We start from the raw sequence: 16,757 nt of genomic DNA on the forward strand, positions 1-16,757 counted from the left end.
CTTCTCGAAAAACAGGAGACCGCATGCGAACCTCTCAGCCCCCAGCCAATGATGACAGCAATGCGTTGCGGGACTGGAAAAGATTATTTATTTTTAGTTATCAGTCGTTAAAGCTGGATACGGTCGGTCGCGTACGATTTTTATTTGCGTTATCAATCGTTATTGCCGGTGTGGAGTCTTTTTCTCTCGCGGCTACGCCATATTTCTTTTCAAGAGCAGTTGATGTTCTATCGAAAAATAGTGTATCCCAAACAGGACTTATTCTTGTATTGATTTCAATAAGTTGCTTACTGGCTAGTAAAGTGGCGCGCGAGTTGGGCTGGCTTGTTTACTATCCAGCGGAGACGCAGTGGACCAATGCAATTCAATTGCGTTATCTCGATCACGTCCTGAATCTTCCTCTACAACAGCATCTTGAAAGTTCGACTGGTCATTTTGATGCCGTTCTTGGCAACGGACTGGGCGCACTTCGTATGATCTTGAGCGGTATCGTCACTAACGCGCTGCCACTTCTATTTGAGCTGACAAGCGCTTTGATCATATTCGGTGCGGTTGTATCGTGGGATTTAGGTGCATTGCTGACTATTACGATCTTAGTCTACTTTGCTCTCTTGTTCTGGGCTGGGGAGATCGTCGCCAAAAGACAAGCGGTCGCCATCAAGCTCGCAATTGACTCACAATCAAGTTCAACAGATATGCTGTTGAACGCAGAAGGGATTAAAACAAACGCGATAGAGCGTGCGATCCTCGAACGATATGATCGCTTAATTCATCAAGTTGCAGCGGCCTTTAATCTGTTTTTTTATGCGCGAGGGACACTCGGTATTTCGCTCATATCGGTTCTCATCACGGGATTCGCGACAATTACTTTTTTAGCATTAGGACGCTTCCAAACAGGTCAACTCACGCTTGGGCAATTGGTTCTGACAAACAGCTATCTCATTAGTTTGTTTAGACCTCTGGAAATAACGGGATTCAACTATCGGCAAATAAGGCAATCCCTGGTTTCACTGCAACCTTTCATGTATATTTTTGAAATTGATACGGAACAAAAGACGGGCATTTCGGTTGCCATCCACAAAGCGCCTTTAGTCGAACTTCAAAATGTGTCATTTCATTTTGATGAGAAGCGAGAGCTTCTTAAAAATTTAAGTGCCACGTTCGCACCGTCGCAAATTACAGCTCTCAAAGGAGCCTCCGGATCAGGAAAATCGACAATTGTACGATTGCTGGTAAGGCTTCTCTCCCCGACTTCCGGCACCGTTTCAATCAATAAAGCAAACATTGAAAATCTGCCTCTTTCACAGTTGCGCAGTTTTATTTCTGTCGTTCAACAAGATGCACTCATTCTGGATGAGGGTCTAGCGTTTAATATCGCTCTCGATGATAAAGCTGACGAGAAGCGCCTCAACAATATTATACATCTATGCAAGCTGGATAGTGTGGTGATCCGCCTGAACAACGACTTCAACGCACCAGTCGGTGAACGAGGTCGCAAACTGTCAGGAGGAGAACGTCAAAGGCTGGCTATTGCAAGAGCTTTGTATCGCGAGCCTTTAGTGCTGGTGCTTGATGAAGCGACAACGGCGCTTGACGCCGAGAATGAGGCGGCGATTTTCTCAATTCTTCAAAGCATTAAAGAGAACCTCAGCATCATCTTGATTTCGCATAATACGGAACATGTACGTATGGCTGATGCAGTTGTGGACTTGGACAGGCTTAGCGAAGACGGACAAGAACGCACTATTTTCCTTAACTCCATAAGGAAGTCAGAATGAGAGTACTTTTTTGCGGAAAATGGCCCCCTATTCAGGGTGGCGTATGCCGAGAAAGCTACGAATTCGTAGTGGCGTGTCTACAACAAGAGCATTCGGTGACAGTAATCACGAATGCCTCCTGTGTGGAACCCGGCTTCCAAGTTGCATTAAAGGGCAACGAACTTTCGGATCGGTTTACATCATTTGGAGACAGATTTCATCTCATAGACATAGGGTCGGAAAAATTCCCTTCTTATATACCCTATGTGCAGCCAATGATGTCATCCTTGCTTGGAGCGATATTGACTAAAGTCGACGATAATCCTCCAGACGTAATTGTTGGGTCCTACTTAGAACCCTACGGTATGGCCGCTCTATGCGCGGCATCATTTCACAGTATACCGACTTATATTCGTCATGCTGGAAGCGACGTCGGTGCGTTGGCTATCCACCCCTTACTTAAAACAGCTTATAGTCATGCATTGATTCAGGCCGACGGGATACTTAGTCACAATAGCGTTGAAAATAGAAAGTTTTTGAAAGCGCTGAATGTAAAAGATCAATATGTAAAAGATATAATATCAGTAAGTAATTTTGCGCCCTTTTTAAGCAATAAGTGCCTGGATATCGAATCCTATGCTGAAATAGCTCAAAACCATTATGCGCCTCCATATCTATCCAATATTGCATTTGATTGTCTCAAGTCAATAAACTCATCAAAATGGGGAAGTAGCGCTCCTACAATCGGAATTTATGGAAAAACCGGGCGCTTCAAGGGTACTTTTCAATTGATAGAAGCCCTACAGCAATTCGCCACCGAAGCCACCCCCTTTCGTTTCCTGATTGCTTTGGCGGGGTGGAAAGAATCAGTAGCCAAGGTTATTCAAGCGATATATAATTCCAATCTTCGAATGAGAGCCAGAATTCTACCGCCATTACCCCTTTGGAGAGTTCCCGAATTTCTCTCGTGTTGCGATGTAGTCGCTTTCCTAGAAAATAATTTTCCAATTGCATCACATACTCCACGAGTTCCTTTGGAGATCATATCAAGTGCAAAAACCTTGCTTGTCACACGCGAGCAGATTGAACGAATTTGCTTGGACAACATTCTAATCCACAATGACAATGCATTAATTGTAGAGCCTCCTTACAACGCGGCCGCTATCTATGAGGCTTTATCATCGTCATTGCAAAACCCAGCGAAAATGAGCGCCGTTTCCTCCAGAGCATCGATTGTAAGGAAGCTTCTCGGTTTAAAGAGTGATTGTAAATTATCGTTTGCGAACGATATGTTGGCTACACTCGAAAAGGAGATGCGTGCATCATCATCTCGCGAGCCGCCCATACCGGCGAATTGAGGCACGATGTGTGGATTTAGTGCGATTGTAGGCCCACGAAAACATGGTGAAATTGCTTCAATGCTCTCTGCTATACAGCATCGTGGCCCAGACGAGCAATCCATCATCAGGCAAGGAAATTTTGCTGTCGGAGTGTGCAGACTATGCGTTATCGGGGATCACCATGGGCATCAACCTTATAAAAGATCCGGTACTAACCAGTACTCTGTACTGAATGGTGAAATATATAACTTCAGGGAATTACAAAGATATCTAAAATTCGTGCCAGAGCCCGCTAAATATAGCGACACGGCTCTCCTCTCGGAACTATTCTGGCAAACGGGCCTCGAATATTTTCCGGAAATAGATGGTATGTTCACAGTATTGTTTTTCGATCGACACCATGTCTGGCTGGCGAGAGATGCTGTCGGTATAAAACCGCTATACTTGCATCGATGCCCTCGAAATCGATCGATCAGAATAGCCTCTGAAGTGAAAGGCATTTTAGTCTGTCCCGGTGTGATCCCTCATATGAACTTGCAAACAGTCTCCGAACTTGAGGTTGTGGGGTTTCAGATTGGCGAAGCGACCATCTTTGAGGGCATTACAGCCATTCCTCCGGGGTCTGTTTGGAGAATTTGTCGCCGAACATTGAATATGAAACGAGTATGTGACTTCGAAAATAATGCAGCCCCACAAAGCAATGACGACAAAGATCAACAGTTGCTTAATGCAATGAAAACAAGTGTACGCCGTCAGATTAGAGGTGTCGACAACCCTTTGCTTTCATTGTCGGGCGGTCTTGATTCCACGATTTTGGCCCACATAGGCAATGATATTCTTAATCATCCCCTTCAAGCTGTAATCGCTTCGCCAGCCGCAGATCATCCAGATACCGTTGCCGCAATGCGTCTTGTAACCGCTGGCTTAGCGCTACCAAACATCGCGCGACTTACCATTTCCAACGTGCTTAACAGTTTACCAGAGGCAATATGGGTAGAGGAAATCCCGTCGGGGTTGTCCGCCATACCAATGTTATTCGTTGCAAAAGTAGCATCGCAGTTAGGTTCGAAAGTTATTTTAAGCGGAGAAGGCGCTGACGAACTATTTTGCGGTTACAGCCAATATACTTTTGATCCTCGATCAATTGAAAATCTTCGAAATAATATCCGATTTTTAAAGGGATTTGGCTTTGGATCCGGCCAATTAGACGAAGTTGTTGAGATTGTAAGCTCATCATCAAATTCGAGAGATTTCATTATGAGGATGAGGAAATTATATTTAGGCGGTCAGCTTCAATGGAATCATCTTGCCCTAACTGATCGATACTTCATGTCGGTAGGAGTCGAATGTCGTGTTCCATATCTCGGTGCAGATGTACAATCTTTTTGTAGCACATTGCGTTCAGATGATTTCATCAATCCGAGCACTTTAGAGCAAAAGGTGATACTGAAACGTATCGCAATCCGTTTAGGCGGCCCGGCCGCTCAAGCTGCAAAAAGGAAAAAGCTCGGTTTTCCATCGGCGGTCCAACATATCGTTGATAATGCAATTAAATCTTGTCTCAGGCATTACAGACCAAACTATGGTCATGACATCCAGCGCATCAAACCTCTCACAGGGCTTGATGCACTGGTTTGGGATATACATCACGACATATTCATGAGAAATGGTGGGAGAAAACCAGGGCGCAATCTTTTGTGTGAGTTACTGGAGAGTGGATTGCCAAGCCGCTTCAAGGGGATTGGGTACTCATTCGTCTCTAGTTGAACCAATATTGATTTGATTGTGAGCTTGATCGTCTGGAATCTGATTACAAGAATCCTATCGAATTCATTGACATCCTCTCGCCGTGAAGCTGCCTTCGAGGTCGTTACTAAAATTGGCAAATAGCTCGATAGAGCCCACAGCGCGCACGGCTGGTCATTGATATCTTGCTACCCTTATCTAATGCGGTTCTGTGTGTTCCAGATCGCGCAGGGTGACGTTCATGGTCTTAAGCCCCACGAACGCCACGCCAACGTGTTTGCGTTTTAAATTCACTCACGCATGCGCAGGCATCAGAGGTGGTTCGGGAAATCCACTTAACAAGACGCAAGAAACTGTTCAGACAAACCGAACCACCTCTAAGTGCAATTGACGGCTGGTAGAACATTTGAAGTTGGCATAGAAATTTAGCGATTGGTTGAACCTCAGTAGAGGTTGCGGCGACAATATTTGTTTTAGTCATGCATCTATTTTCCGATAGATTGAGTGGAGCTTTCTATGCAGGAAGCGCCTGTGCTGTATTTATCAGTCTCTACCCTGAGTGCTTCCGGGAACGATTTGCAGGGAAATATTATGACCGACATATCTATTTCGGACGTTACATCATGGTTACGGCAAAAATTGGTTATGAACGACATTCATCTTGAACTGCACGTAAATGGCGTCAACAAAACTTTTCGCGGCTCCTCTTCGATCGGGGAGTTTTTCCTAAGATTATCGCCTGCCAGCTTACATTCGGCAGATGATATTGCAGACGAGATATCATTATTGGAATACATTTCACTTCATGCAGCGGCTCCTCTCGCTGTAAAACCCTTAAAAAATCTTGGTCGCGACGATTTCGATCATGAGGGATCCGTATATCATGCGATAGCGACCACAGTTGCACCGGGACAGGCGTTTAATGGTTCGGGGGTGCATTTGCACGAATTTGGGATATGTCTGAGAAGATTGCATTCTTTACCCCTCCCGACTGACCGAACCACGTATGCACCGATCAAGCATCTGGCCGATCATCATCGGCCTTCTGTGCTCAATGATTGCATTGCAACTCTTGAGGTGGTGCTAAGCAGTTGGGAAGCTAAAACAAGGCAGAAGTCATTGGAGGCTAGGGTCATATGCCACGGAGACGCCTGGCCGGGAAATGCCTATTTCCATCCAGCAGGTGCGACCCTTTTCGACTTCGAGTATAGCACCATCGACACCCCGTTGCTCGATATCGGAAATGTTGCATGGTGGTTAAGCGGACAAAAGACCGATGAGGTAGGAAAGAGAGGTTTGTGGCGTGGTTTTATTGACGGATACGCAGGGCCTGCTCAGACATGCAACTTGCCTGATTTCGCTACACTGCCTTATTTTGTATTCCAAGCAGAACACAAGTCACTTATGTTCCTTTATAAATATATCAGCCTTTCTGATAATGCCTTAAATACAGTCAAAAGACGAATGCAAGATTTAATCCGTTTATGGAGCGGATTTGATGGCAAAGACCATTATATATTTCCATCAAAACAAGGGGCTTCCGATTCTGTGTGATCCAGATCGCACGGATTGACGTTTATGATCTTGAGCCCCTATGAAGGCAAAGCCAATGTGTGTGCTGTGCAAAGTCACTCGCGCATACTCTGCGCCGTCATTGTTTAAAAGAGTTCTAATTCATTTTTGTTGCAAGATGGCAATTGTCTTACTATTGCTTGGCAATGATTTAAATCACCGGGTAAGCTGAGAGCTATCTAGCGAGCGAAGAAGACGAAAATGATCATTGACACGGGGGCCAAGAACATTTCCGGCCGTCTAATTCTGGCGATTTCTGTGTTTTCCGTCGAAACTTCCTCGATAATTGCTTTATGATGAACCCGTCATTTACCGAAATATTTCTGACGAAGCGCAAATCTTTGCTTTGGAGCGTGATGCGGATCGTCAAGGACCCGCAAACTGCTGAAGACGTTACGCAAGAGGCGTTCATGCGCGTAAGCAAGGCTGCCGAAGGAGGGACTATTGAGCATATTGAAGCATTCCTATTTCAGACTGCAAGGAATCTTGCGTTAAATCAAAAACGCCGAAAAGACCTGCGAGGTCGTGTTGAACGAGACGATATTGCTGCTGCGGACATTGCCAATATCCCTTCAATGACACCATCACAGGAAATGGATCTTATCCATCGCCAAAGGCTAAATCTCATCAGTGACGCGATCGCTAAGTTGCCGAAACGCACGCAAAATGTCTGGATTTTAAGCCGTATAGAAAAATGGTCCTATCCAAAGATTGCAGAGCACCTCGGTGTTTCGCCGAATACCGTATTTAATGATCTAAAGATGGCACATGCGCATTGTGTAGACGCCTTGGCTAAACTCGATCGCGAATGAGCGTTTCGAGATTCATGCGACGTAAAGCTGCTCATTTACTCAAGGTTTTTGAAATTTTTCTCACAATTTCTGTGAGATGTGAGCATCTGAACTGTCCCCTGTATAGAAGGGGCTACAATATATTTACTGGACTGGACGCTACCTGGTGAAAGAGAAGACAACGGTTAAGGCAACTCATGAGCCGGATTTTTCGCATAAAGATCCGGTGACGGATGCTGCTTTGAACTGGCTTTTTCTGCTTCAAGGGGTGTCTCCCAACAGCCCTGTCAAAGCAGAATTCGAAGCATGGCTGAACAGTTCGCCAGATCATCGGCGAACGTTCGAGCAGGTTTCCAAAGCCTGGGCACTTCCTGAAGCGGACCTGGTAGCTTTCCAATTGGCAAATTTCACCATTTCCAATCAACTTGATAAATCTGGCGCCTCCGCTAGCCCTGTTCACAAAGGCATTCGGCAGCGCCACCGCTTGTCATGGGCAATGGTTACAGCTGCAGCAGTCATTCTGGCAGTCGGTATCTGGCAATATCCTGCTCTCTTGTTGGAATGGCAGGCTGATTACATTACGGCCACTGGTCAAACCTATATCATCGTACTCCCAGATGGCTCAAAACTTACCCTCAACACAGCTTCAGCAGTTAAACTCGATTTCGTGGATAACCACCGTTCAGTTGAGCTGCTGCAAGGAGAAGCTTACTTCGACGTTGTCCCTGATCCGCTGCGTCCGTTCAAAGTGACCGCATCGTTTTCAGAAGTTGTGGTGAAGGGGACAGCGTTTTCTGTACGTAAAGATCTAACCCAGGATATTATCGTACTTGAGCACGGGAAGGTCGAAGTAACTAAAATGCCCGATCGCTTGATGCAGGCAGTACTGTTGCCCGGTGAAAGTATTCGCGCAACTTTAAATGACTTCTCGCCAGTCGTTAAAACCGATACCGGCGAGGCGCTTTCTTGGGTGAGGGGGCAGCTTAGTTTTAAGGACAGGCCCCTCTCTTCAGTGTTAGATGAGTTGAGCCGCTATTATCCTCATTCTATCATTACGCTGAATACCGAACTTGCATCAACGCGTGTAAACGGTCGATATAGGTTGGATAACCCAGAACTGGCAATTAGATCGCTCGTGACGGCTGCGGGCGGATCGGTAAGTCGGATCCCAGGCGGCATTTTAATCCTTCAATAATTTGTCATCTTTTTTTGTGAGATTCTGTTTGCTCGATTGTCCATTGTATATGGGCTGAAAACTAAGGTGATTTAGCCCTCTTGGAACATGAGGGACTGTAATGACGACAAGTGTGAGCAAAAAGCAGGAAATCAAAAGAAATGCGCTGAACAGAAGCATCAGTGCTAAACGATTAGCGCTCGCGCTTGCCAGCTCCGCTGTGTTGTCAATCGGCGTCGTTTTTGCTCCCTCTGCAACATATGCCCAGAATTCAAGCACTAGCCGGACGATGGTGTTTAGTATCCAATCCCAACCGTTGGCTGCAGCTCTATCCGAATTTATGCGTGTAACTGATTGGAATGTTGGCTTTACTTCCCAGTCTGTTGCCGGAAAAAAATCTAATGCCGTTAATGGTTCGATGACGCCTATTCAGGCGTTACGAGCCATGATTTCAGGAACCGGTATTAATGTTGAAACGTCAGGACCCTCAACTGTAGCTCTAGTTGTCGCCTCCGCTGCAAACGTAACGGATGAAGGGTTAGAAGGTACGACTGTCCTTAACACAATTACCGTTGATGGAGAAAGCCCGTGGGGGCCGGTCGCAGGCATCGTCGCGTCGCAAGCTGCGACTGCCACGAAAACTGGAACGTCGATTAGGGACATCCCGCAAGCCATTAATGTCGTAACCCGCGATCAAATGGATAAGCAAGGTGTGGAAAGCATCGTGCAGGCACTCCGCTACACGCCGGGTGTTGTGACGCAATATGGCGACACTGATGTCCGCTACGACTGGTTGACTATCCGTGGCTTTCGTCCTGCGCGTTATCTTGACGGGCTTCGGCTGCCATTTGGGGCGAGGGGATATTCCCAACCACGGGTGGAGCCGTTTGGTCTAGAGCGTGCGGAAGTGCTCAAAGGCCCAGCATCTGTGCTTTACGGGCAAGGCCTGCCCGGAGGTATGCTGAATATGGTCAGCAAGCGGCCGCAAGACGAGGAGATCCGCGAAGTAGAATTGCAATTCGGAAAGGATCAACGTTACCAAACCGCCTTTGATATTGGCGGACGGGCCAATGAAAGCGGATCCGTCCTCTATCGCATGGTCGGTGTTGGACGAATTGCAGATACGCAATACGACTATGTGACTGAACGAAAAGGATATATCGCGCCTTCAATTACGCTCAAACCCGACGAAAGCACCAGTTTCACTTTGCTTGGTCAGTATCAGAAGATCGACTCGAAGGGCGGGGGCGGTGCTCCAGCTCTAACCGCTAACGGTACTCTTTATACTGATACTTATCCCGAACTTCCGCGGAGTGCCTTCCTTGGGGAGCCGGGTTTCGACCGCTATGTGGTTGATCAGGCGATGATTGGGTACGAGTTTAGCCACGATATCAACGCAGATTGGACGATCAAACAGAATGCACGCTACGCCTATGTGAAGTCTGATAGTCAGCGCGTTGCTGCGGTTTGTCTCGCCGGGATGGCGTGTAACCCCGCGGCACTTTATCGTTACGCGTGGGCCTTCCCTGAAACCTCTCGACTTTTCACGCTGGATAATCAGGCAATTGGCAAGTTCTCCACGGGCGCAGCCGACCATACGATGCTGTTCGGTTTAGATTATTCCCTTGAGAAAAGCGAATATGACGAATCTCAGCTAGCAATCATCACTACTCCATTCAATGTTTATGATCCTGTGTTCGGTAGAACGCCGATCTCGCGACCTCCTACTGCAATGAATATTCGTCAGAACCGTTCTCAGGTAGGTCTCTACGCGCAGGACCAGGTCGAGTGGGAGCGCTTTGTGTTTTCGTTAGGTGGAAGGTATGACTGGGCCAGTACAGAGACGCGTACACGCAATTACACGACAACCGGCTTCAATGAAGCGACGGTTGATCCGAAGGACCGCAAATTCACCTGGCGTGCAGGTGTAGTCTATAATTTCGACAACGGCATGTCGCCATACGCAAGCTATTCGACGTCCTTCAATCCCGAAAATGGCACCGACTACGCTGGCAATCCCTTTCAAGCCACGACCGGTGAACAGTACGAAGTCGGAATCAAATATCAGCCGGTGGGAATGGACAGCTTTGTCACTCTCTCCGCCTATCAACTCACACAGCAGAACGTGCTCACCCCGGATCCACAGCATCTCAACAACAATATACAAACAGGTGAAGTGCGTTTACGCGGCTTGGAACTGGAAGGTAAAGCACAGATCACCAACGGAATTTCGGTGATCGCTTCCTATGCCTATACCGATAGCGATATCACCAAGGATAATGTGAAGAACGGGATCAGCAATCAAGGCAATCGATTGAATTTCGTGCCTGAACACCAGGCATCTCTGTGGCTCGACTATACGGTCCAATCAAGTGATGCCTGGGGTGGTCTTAGCATTGGCGGTGGTGCGCGTTACATGGGACAAACTTATGGTGACACGGCCAATAAACTTGATATTCCGTCCTTCACACTATTTGATGCTGCAATCCGTTACGATTTTGAAAAGGCTGATCCGCAGCTCAAGGGCCTCCAAGCATCTGTGAACGTCAGCAATCTGTTCGACAAGAAATATGTTTCCTCATGTATCGCGGCCACCGGCTGTTACTGGGGTGAAGGCCGGACCGTCTATGGCACTTTGAAGAAGAGCTGGTAGCGCTTTGGTAAATAAACATCGGCCAATGGGATTAACGCGGCGAGATATCATCGCCGCGCTTTGCTGTTCACCATTTGCGGCCCAACAGGCCTTGGCTGGATCAAGTGAAAAGAGAATAGTCGCACTTGACTGGGCCTGGGCTGAATCGGTTCTGGCATTAGGGGTTTTGCCATCAGCCGTCGCGGAGGCGCCTTTGTACCGAGAACGCGTTGTTGCGCCAGTCTTAGCGAATACAGTAACCGATGTCGGCTTAAGAAGTTGGCCGAATATGGAATTGCTTAAATCATTGCGACCGGATCTCATCCTCGCTCAGGCGGGCTACGGTCCATCGCCCGGCCAACTTGAGGCAATCGCGCCGACACTCTCTCTTCCACTTTACACCAATCAAAGAACCCCACTGCGCAATGCACAGGGTGGTTTGGCGGCAATCGCTATCGAATTGCGGCGCGAAACGGAAGCAAAAGCCTATCTCACACACGCTGACGCCACATTTGACAAAATCCGCAATCAGCTTCAGTCTCATGACAATCGCCCATTGCTTCTCATCAAATTCGCTAACGACCGCCTGATCGATATTTATGGTCCAGGTAGCTTGTTTCACGATGTGCTTTTACGTCTGGGTCTCGTCAATAACTGGGAACGAACTGGCAGCCATTGGGGCTTTTCAACGGTAGGCCTTGAGGCGATAGCCTCCTTTACTGATGCACGCGTCGTCATCGTAGAACCAGGACCGCCCGAAGCGCTGTTAAAAAGCGACCTCTGGCAAGCGCTGCCAATGGTCCGCATCAAACGCGTCACGTCGATACCGCCGACATGGGTGTTCGGCGGCGTTCCGTCTGCCCTACGCTTCGCTGACAACTTGGCAAAGGCATTGCTGTTCTCATGAAGCAAACTATGCTCAATCCTCTAAACTTGTTGTCCTGTTTGCTTGCCATGGCCTTCGCACTGACCTTGGTTGGGTTTCAGGGGCAGGTTCCATACATGAACATTTGGCACGCAATCTTCCATCCAGATCCGATGGCATACGGTGAGATTTATTTGCATTATTCTCTGCTTCCGAGGGTCATTGTCGCCTTGCTAGCAGGTGCTGCCCTCGGAGTAACGGGAACAATATTCCAACAAGTGCTTCGCAATCCTCTCGCCGAACCAGCGACGCTGGGGCTGCTTTCAGGTGCACAACTCGCGATCATAGTTGCATCTTTGTCGGCGCCGGCCCTCACACCTATCCAACAGGAGCACGCTGGAATAATTGGCGCGTTTGCGGCTCTAGCAATCGTGGCACTTCTAGCAGTGAAGTGTAATTTCGCACCCACGACACTTTTGCTTATCGGGATGGTCGTCACCTTTGTCGCCAGTGCCTTCTCTGTCATTTTAGCGCTATTAAACCATGACTATCTACGCTCAGCATTCATCTGGGCAAGTGGTTCAATCATTCAGAATGATTATTCGACAGCAGTTGCTCTTTCCGGGCGGTTGCTCTTCTTCATTCCTCTGCTTGCTTTATTGGTGCGTCCGCTCACGGTTGCAGGTCTCGAGGATTCTGCCGCGCGAAGCTTGGGTTTACCGATTGACGCTGTGCGAATGCTTTCCCTTTTGCTAGCGACTACACTTTGTGCACTCGTTGTCGCCAGATTGGGCGTAATTGCATTTATCGGCCTTGCCGCACCTCATTTGGCTCGGCTTTCTGGGGTAAGAACGTTTAGAGGTCGTTTGATCTGGGCTCCGTTGTTCGGAGGGGCATTGTTGCTACTGGCCGATTCACTGGTCGTTGTAGTTGCCCGCTGCATCTCTGAAGTGCCCACAGGCGTTGTGACTGCGCTATCCGGCTCGCTGCTGTTGTTATTGCTTTTGAGAAAGCTACCAGCGACCCTGCCAGCTCAAATAGATACTTCACTGCCTCGACAACAGACTACCCTCCAACCTTATAAGACCATAATCGCAACGTTAACGGTTCTGGTCATCGTAATAGCGTTCTCGCTTTCGGAGCATTTTTTCTTCGATACCTTGCCTTTGAGAGAGCTTGTTAGCGCTCGTTGGCCACGCGTAATTGCGGCCGGAAGTGCAGGTGCAATGTTAGCGGTAGCGGGCACCATATTGCAGTCAATGACCGGAAACCCGCTAGCAAGTCCTGAAGGTCTTGGAATAAGTGCAGGTGCCGGGCTTGGTGTTGTCGCCGCATTTATTCTCGCAGGTGCGTCCCCGCTCGCATCACTTGGTGGCGGGAGTATCGGGGCATTGCTGACACTTTTAGTCATTATCAGCATTTCACGGAAAGCCAGTTACGCCCCTGCAGTCCTTTTGCTCGCTGGAATAGCAATCGGAACTTTTGCTTCGTCGCTGATCGCATTTATTGTTGCTAGTGGCGACCCGAGGGCGGCATTGATCCTCGTCTGGTCTATGGGGCCAACGTTCAGAGCAAACGCTATAATGGCTTCCACTGCGGGAGTGATCCTCCTATTGGCATTGCTGTTACTGCCGATGTTTGTACGCTGGCTCCAACTTCTTCCTCTTGGAGAGGGCTGCGCACGCTCTCTCGGGCTTTCCCTACCAGTCTCGCGGGGTTTTCTTCTGGTTTATTGTTCAGTTCTTACCGGTGCCGCCACACTAATCGTTGGGCCACTCAGTTTTGTTGGGTTGATGGCGCCACATATTGCAGCCACACTCGTCCCTCGACATGTCTTGCCTAGGATTTTTTCAGCTGCAGCAATTGGGGGGATTCTATTGATTTTTGCAGACTGGCTTGGTCGTACAGTAAATTTCCCGTACGAAATACCTGCAGGGGTTCTAGCAGCATTCATTGGTGGGCCATATTTTCTTTGGCGCTTGGCGAGAAGCAGTGTTTGATCATCCCAAAAAATCTCGGCCGCAATTTTCTGCCGCCATAGTCCAGTTATTGGAAAGAGTGAAGGTCAGATTATTTTTGGCTTACACAAATAAAGACATCTCAACGGGCCAGGAACCAGTGCGTCGATAACTCTTGAATTAGACGAGAAACCTTGAAAGGACACAGATGCTAATAGTCTAAGATCTCTCGCGAAGTAGCGGAATAGAAGAGCGGAGCACACTCAACTCTACCGATCAAAACACGGTCGAGCGCTGAACCGAGTGTGATAAAGCCTAACCCCAGGGCGTATTGGTTCCGCTTCTTTCAAAAACCAAGGCGATGTCTTTCGTGTTCCGCATCTAGTTCTAGCTTCAATTGTAATTTCTATTTGATAACGATTTTATCTCTCTCGCCTTTCCAGTTTCCGATGACTTGCTTGCTCAGCAATGACACGGAAACATGCAGAGTGTGTAGTGTTTATGATTTGCCGATCTAGCCTACTAGTACCGACGATCAAATGAGACGTCCAAGCAAATCCGTCAGAGGGGTGGAGAGGTTCCACGTTTGAAGACTTGGTCGTCGATGAAGTCAGTGTCAAAACGTCTTCTCAGTCACCCTTTGTTAGATTAAATTCCGGGGATGATCAGTATGATCTAAAACGAGGTTGGATACGCCCAACCTGCCGGAGATTGCGCGATGATCCAGTCGCAGCTTTCCCTATTTTGCGGGACTGGAATGGCTCGCAGATGATGATATCTAGTCAGAGGACCAATATCGTTCATTCATTGCAAATGGTGTGGCTTTGATTGGTGGTTCGCGCGCTGAGCTGGTGGACGGCGTCTCAGATATTGGCAGCATTCCGTCCACCACGATCAAAATGAAGCTAAAATCAGAAAGATAGTTATCATTTAGTTCGGCTGGAGCGGATGCTATCCAATTGACCAATTATCACCGCAATACCAAAACAAACTGATCCGAACCCGAAGGATATTGTGCCCAATATTAATCGTTGCGTTGTTGGCGCTCCAACGATGAACAGCAGACCGATCAGAATTTGAAGAACCGCAAGACCATAAACCACTCCTTTCATTTGATTGCTGCACAGTCGAACTTGATTGAATCGATTTCACCGGCCGCTACATTGTATTCACTCACCTGCAAGAAAGAGCAAATATAGATTTTCTCCTCATTTTGCAGAAAGACATAGTTTCCGGATGATGATTTGATTTCAAATCCTTGCTCAGCAAGGTCAAGGATGGTCGGCTTTCTTTCAGCATTGGCGCTGTATGTGATTGCCAGTAGAATCCCAGTTGCAGTGAGTAAGCTCTTCATCTTCTTCCTGTTTAAAGTTATGGTCTCAATGGGTTGCATCATGTCTAACCAAAGTCACAATACTGATGGTTGGGCGGCATTCAATAGCAAAATAAGCCGTCTCGCCAGGCGGAATGCTTGGGTGCATGTGCGATGGCGATCGTCGTGCGCCGCTTCAGCGTCGTTGCCACCGATGATGTTGTTCAAGGTGAAGAATGCTGGGGCTCAAATAGCGTGCACCATATTGGCGATCTCGACCAGGTTTCTATGCGTTTTTCTTTCGGCGATCTCCTTCAACTCACTTACGCCAACGGAAGAACAGAATGCCCATGGGGTTTATTAGTATGAAGCCAGTAGCTCTGGCAACAGCGGCTATTCTTACGAGTGGGGCTTATACTCGGGGAGTGAAATGATAATTCTTCGGTAGGTTCCGTTTTTCTTCTTCCGACAAGCACAAGAAACAAATTACGGTTTCGATCATATTTGGCTTTTAATGCTTCCCTTTTGAGGATATTTCCGTGAATTTAAGAAGGAACTACGTCAATGCAGCGTTAGCGTTTTGCGTTGGCTTCTAATCCCGGGGGTTGCACAAAGCATGACCGAAATTCCTCCACCTGGACCGATCGGGGCACTAGACCGACTGCATCGCTGGATGAACGGACATAGAATACGGCGAGCGGTGGTTGTAGTTGTGTTCTTCATCGTGGGTTGGGCTTCATTGTTCGGTGGGTGGATTGCGGTTGCGATGCTGCGCGGATCGACTGAACGCAACGCCGGTGCCGTAGCGTTGCTATATGTCATTATCCCCTTCCTTTCGGTTGTCATGCTTTTCGTATTACAGCGTATGGCCTATCGCCGGTTTTGGGATGATGATCGCAACCGGTCTCTCGGGAAAAGCACGAAGGACTGGGCTCTTGAGATCAATACTGCACCGCCAGCACCGCTCGTTGACTGGCCGGTGACGTTACGGATCCGCCACACAATTTTCTATGCGCTCGCCATTTCAGGTTTGCTGTTTAGTTTTATGCCCTATCAGCACCAGCTCGCAGTTTTGAAATTCATGGTCAATATCAGTTCTGGTTCGGCGACATTACGACAGTTGCCGGAATTGTTGTTCGGGTATCTGCCTATGTTCTTTTTTGCGCTGTGTGCAATAATGTTAACACATCGCCAGCAACGGCGTCGTGATGCAGGTTTGCTTAGTATTCGGGAGCGGCTATTGCTTCGGGCGGAGATAAACTGGCTCATGTCGTTCGGTGTTGCGCTTGCTAGCGTCATACTTTTGAGTCAGCTTTTCGGGAGTATGATTGTTTCCCGTCTCTGATATGCCTGGAGTAGGCTCGCGCCAATGCGATTACGCTTCATGGTGACGTAGCTGAGCTTAGCTTCACTATGTTAAATTTTACAGCGTTTCCTAAGTCTCGAAAACATCATAACCGTAACCATAACCTGCCTGACGACAGATCGGGAGCAGCAGAGATGGCGAATGAACCGATAGGAGAATTCATGCCTTCAGGGGCTCTGGATTCAGTACTTGGTTGGTGCAAAACGAAGACCTAAAATTTTATTTTGCAAAGTTGCATTTTTCA

At 47.8% G+C, this 16,757-nt stretch carries 12 protein-coding genes; 11 read left to right on the forward strand and 1 reads right to left on the reverse strand.

Annotated features, from left to right (window positions below; translation table 11 throughout):
* The first annotated feature begins 23 nt into the window (after positions 1–23).
* The 9 genes from QSJ70_RS14115 to fhuB all read left to right on the forward strand — a co-directional run bounded on the left by QSJ70_RS14115 (position 24) and on the right by fhuB (position 13,877).
* Complete coding sequence (locus tag QSJ70_RS14115) at positions 24–1,778, forward strand: ABC transporter ATP-binding protein (protein ID WP_285537245.1); 1,755 nt, start codon at positions 24–26, stop codon at positions 1,776–1,778.
* A gap of 95 nt (positions 1,779–1,873) precedes the next feature.
* Positions 1,874–3,115 (forward strand): glycosyltransferase, encoded by a 1,242-nt coding sequence (locus tag QSJ70_RS14120; RefSeq protein WP_285537247.1) that lies wholly within the window; start codon positions 1,874–1,876, stop codon positions 3,113–3,115.
* Between the two features lie 6 nt (positions 3,116–3,121).
* Entirely contained in the window at positions 3,122–4,864 is a 1,743-nt protein-coding gene (locus QSJ70_RS14125) for an asparagine synthetase B family protein (protein ID WP_285537249.1), read from the forward strand.
* 495 nt (positions 4,865–5,359) lie between these two features.
* Positions 5,360–6,397 (forward strand): phosphotransferase enzyme family protein, encoded by a 1,038-nt coding sequence (locus QSJ70_RS14130; RefSeq protein ID WP_285537251.1) that lies wholly within the window; start codon positions 5,360–5,362, stop codon positions 6,395–6,397.
* A 311-nt stretch (positions 6,398–6,708) separates the two neighbouring features.
* Complete coding sequence (locus tag QSJ70_RS14135) at positions 6,709–7,227, forward strand: RNA polymerase sigma factor (protein WP_352231006.1); 519 nt, start codon at positions 6,709–6,711, stop codon at positions 7,225–7,227.
* A 145-nt stretch (positions 7,228–7,372) separates the two neighbouring features.
* On the forward strand, positions 7,373–8,401 hold the full coding sequence (locus QSJ70_RS14140) for a FecR family protein (protein ID WP_285537253.1): 1,029 nt from the start codon (positions 7,373–7,375) through the stop codon (positions 8,399–8,401).
* Between the two features lie 319 nt (positions 8,402–8,720).
* Positions 8,721–11,033, forward strand: a complete 2,313-nt coding sequence (locus QSJ70_RS14145; protein WP_252349136.1) for a TonB-dependent siderophore receptor — start codon at positions 8,721–8,723, stop codon at positions 11,031–11,033.
* A gap of 25 nt (positions 11,034–11,058) precedes the next feature.
* Positions 11,059–11,919 carry an ABC transporter substrate-binding protein gene (locus tag QSJ70_RS14150; protein ID WP_215780560.1) on the forward strand — a complete coding sequence of 287 codons (861 nt, stop codon included), beginning with the start codon at positions 11,059–11,061 and terminating at the stop codon, positions 11,917–11,919.
* 8 nt (positions 11,920–11,927) lie between these two features.
* The gene (gene fhuB, locus QSJ70_RS14155) at positions 11,928–13,877 is read left to right on the forward strand and encodes a Fe(3+)-hydroxamate ABC transporter permease FhuB (protein ID WP_285537257.1); all 1,950 of its coding nucleotides are present in this window, start codon (positions 11,928–11,930) and stop codon (positions 13,875–13,877) included.
* 1,066 nt (positions 13,878–14,943) lie between these two features.
* Here fhuB and QSJ70_RS14160 read toward each other — a convergent pair.
* The gene (locus tag QSJ70_RS14160) at positions 14,944–15,189 is read right to left on the reverse strand and encodes a hypothetical protein (protein ID WP_215779169.1); all 246 of its coding nucleotides are present in this window, start codon (positions 15,187–15,189) and stop codon (positions 14,944–14,946) included.
* Positions 15,190–15,321: 132 nt separating this feature from the next.
* Here QSJ70_RS14160 and QSJ70_RS14165 point away from each other — a divergent pair, with 132 nt between their 5' ends.
* Both QSJ70_RS14165 and QSJ70_RS14170 read left to right on the forward strand, forming a co-directional pair.
* The gene (locus QSJ70_RS14165; RefSeq protein ID WP_285537260.1) at positions 15,322–15,516 is read left to right on the forward strand and encodes a hypothetical protein; all 195 of its coding nucleotides are present in this window, start codon (positions 15,322–15,324) and stop codon (positions 15,514–15,516) included.
* A gap of 247 nt (positions 15,517–15,763) precedes the next feature.
* Positions 15,764–16,492 (forward strand): hypothetical protein, encoded by a 729-nt coding sequence (locus tag QSJ70_RS14170; protein ID WP_285537262.1) that lies wholly within the window; start codon positions 15,764–15,766, stop codon positions 16,490–16,492.
* Positions 16,493–16,757: the final 265 nt, after the last annotated feature.

Source organism: Brucella sp. NBRC 12950, from assembly GCF_030268145.1.
Lineage (GTDB): Bacteria > Pseudomonadota > Alphaproteobacteria > Rhizobiales > Rhizobiaceae > Brucella.

Coding starts and splice junctions, on each gene's coding strand:
- QSJ70_RS14130 (WP_285537251.1), top strand. CDS start 5,360: ATGCAGGAAGCGCCTGTGCTGTATTTATCAGTCTCTACCCTGAGTGCT.
- QSJ70_RS14150 (WP_215780560.1), top strand. CDS start 11,059: ATGGGATTAACGCGGCGAGATATCATCGCCGCGCTTTGCTGTTCACCA.
- fhuB (WP_285537257.1), top strand. CDS start 11,928: ATGCTCAATCCTCTAAACTTGTTGTCCTGTTTGCTTGCCATGGCCTTC.
- QSJ70_RS14165 (WP_285537260.1), top strand. CDS start 15,322: ATGGCGATCGTCGTGCGCCGCTTCAGCGTCGTTGCCACCGATGATGTT.
- QSJ70_RS14170 (WP_285537262.1), top strand. CDS start 15,764: ATGACCGAAATTCCTCCACCTGGACCGATCGGGGCACTAGACCGACTG.
- QSJ70_RS14145 (WP_252349136.1), top strand. CDS start 8,721: ATGCGTGTAACTGATTGGAATGTTGGCTTTACTTCCCAGTCTGTTGCC.
- QSJ70_RS14115 (WP_285537245.1), top strand. CDS start 24: ATGCGAACCTCTCAGCCCCCAGCCAATGATGACAGCAATGCGTTGCGG.
- QSJ70_RS14135 (WP_352231006.1), top strand. CDS start 6,709: ATGATGAACCCGTCATTTACCGAAATATTTCTGACGAAGCGCAAATCT.
- QSJ70_RS14160 (WP_215779169.1), bottom strand. CDS start 15,189: ATGAAGAGCTTACTCACTGCAACTGGGATTCTACTGGCAATCACATAC.
- QSJ70_RS14125 (WP_285537249.1), top strand. CDS start 3,122: ATGTGTGGATTTAGTGCGATTGTAGGCCCACGAAAACATGGTGAAATT.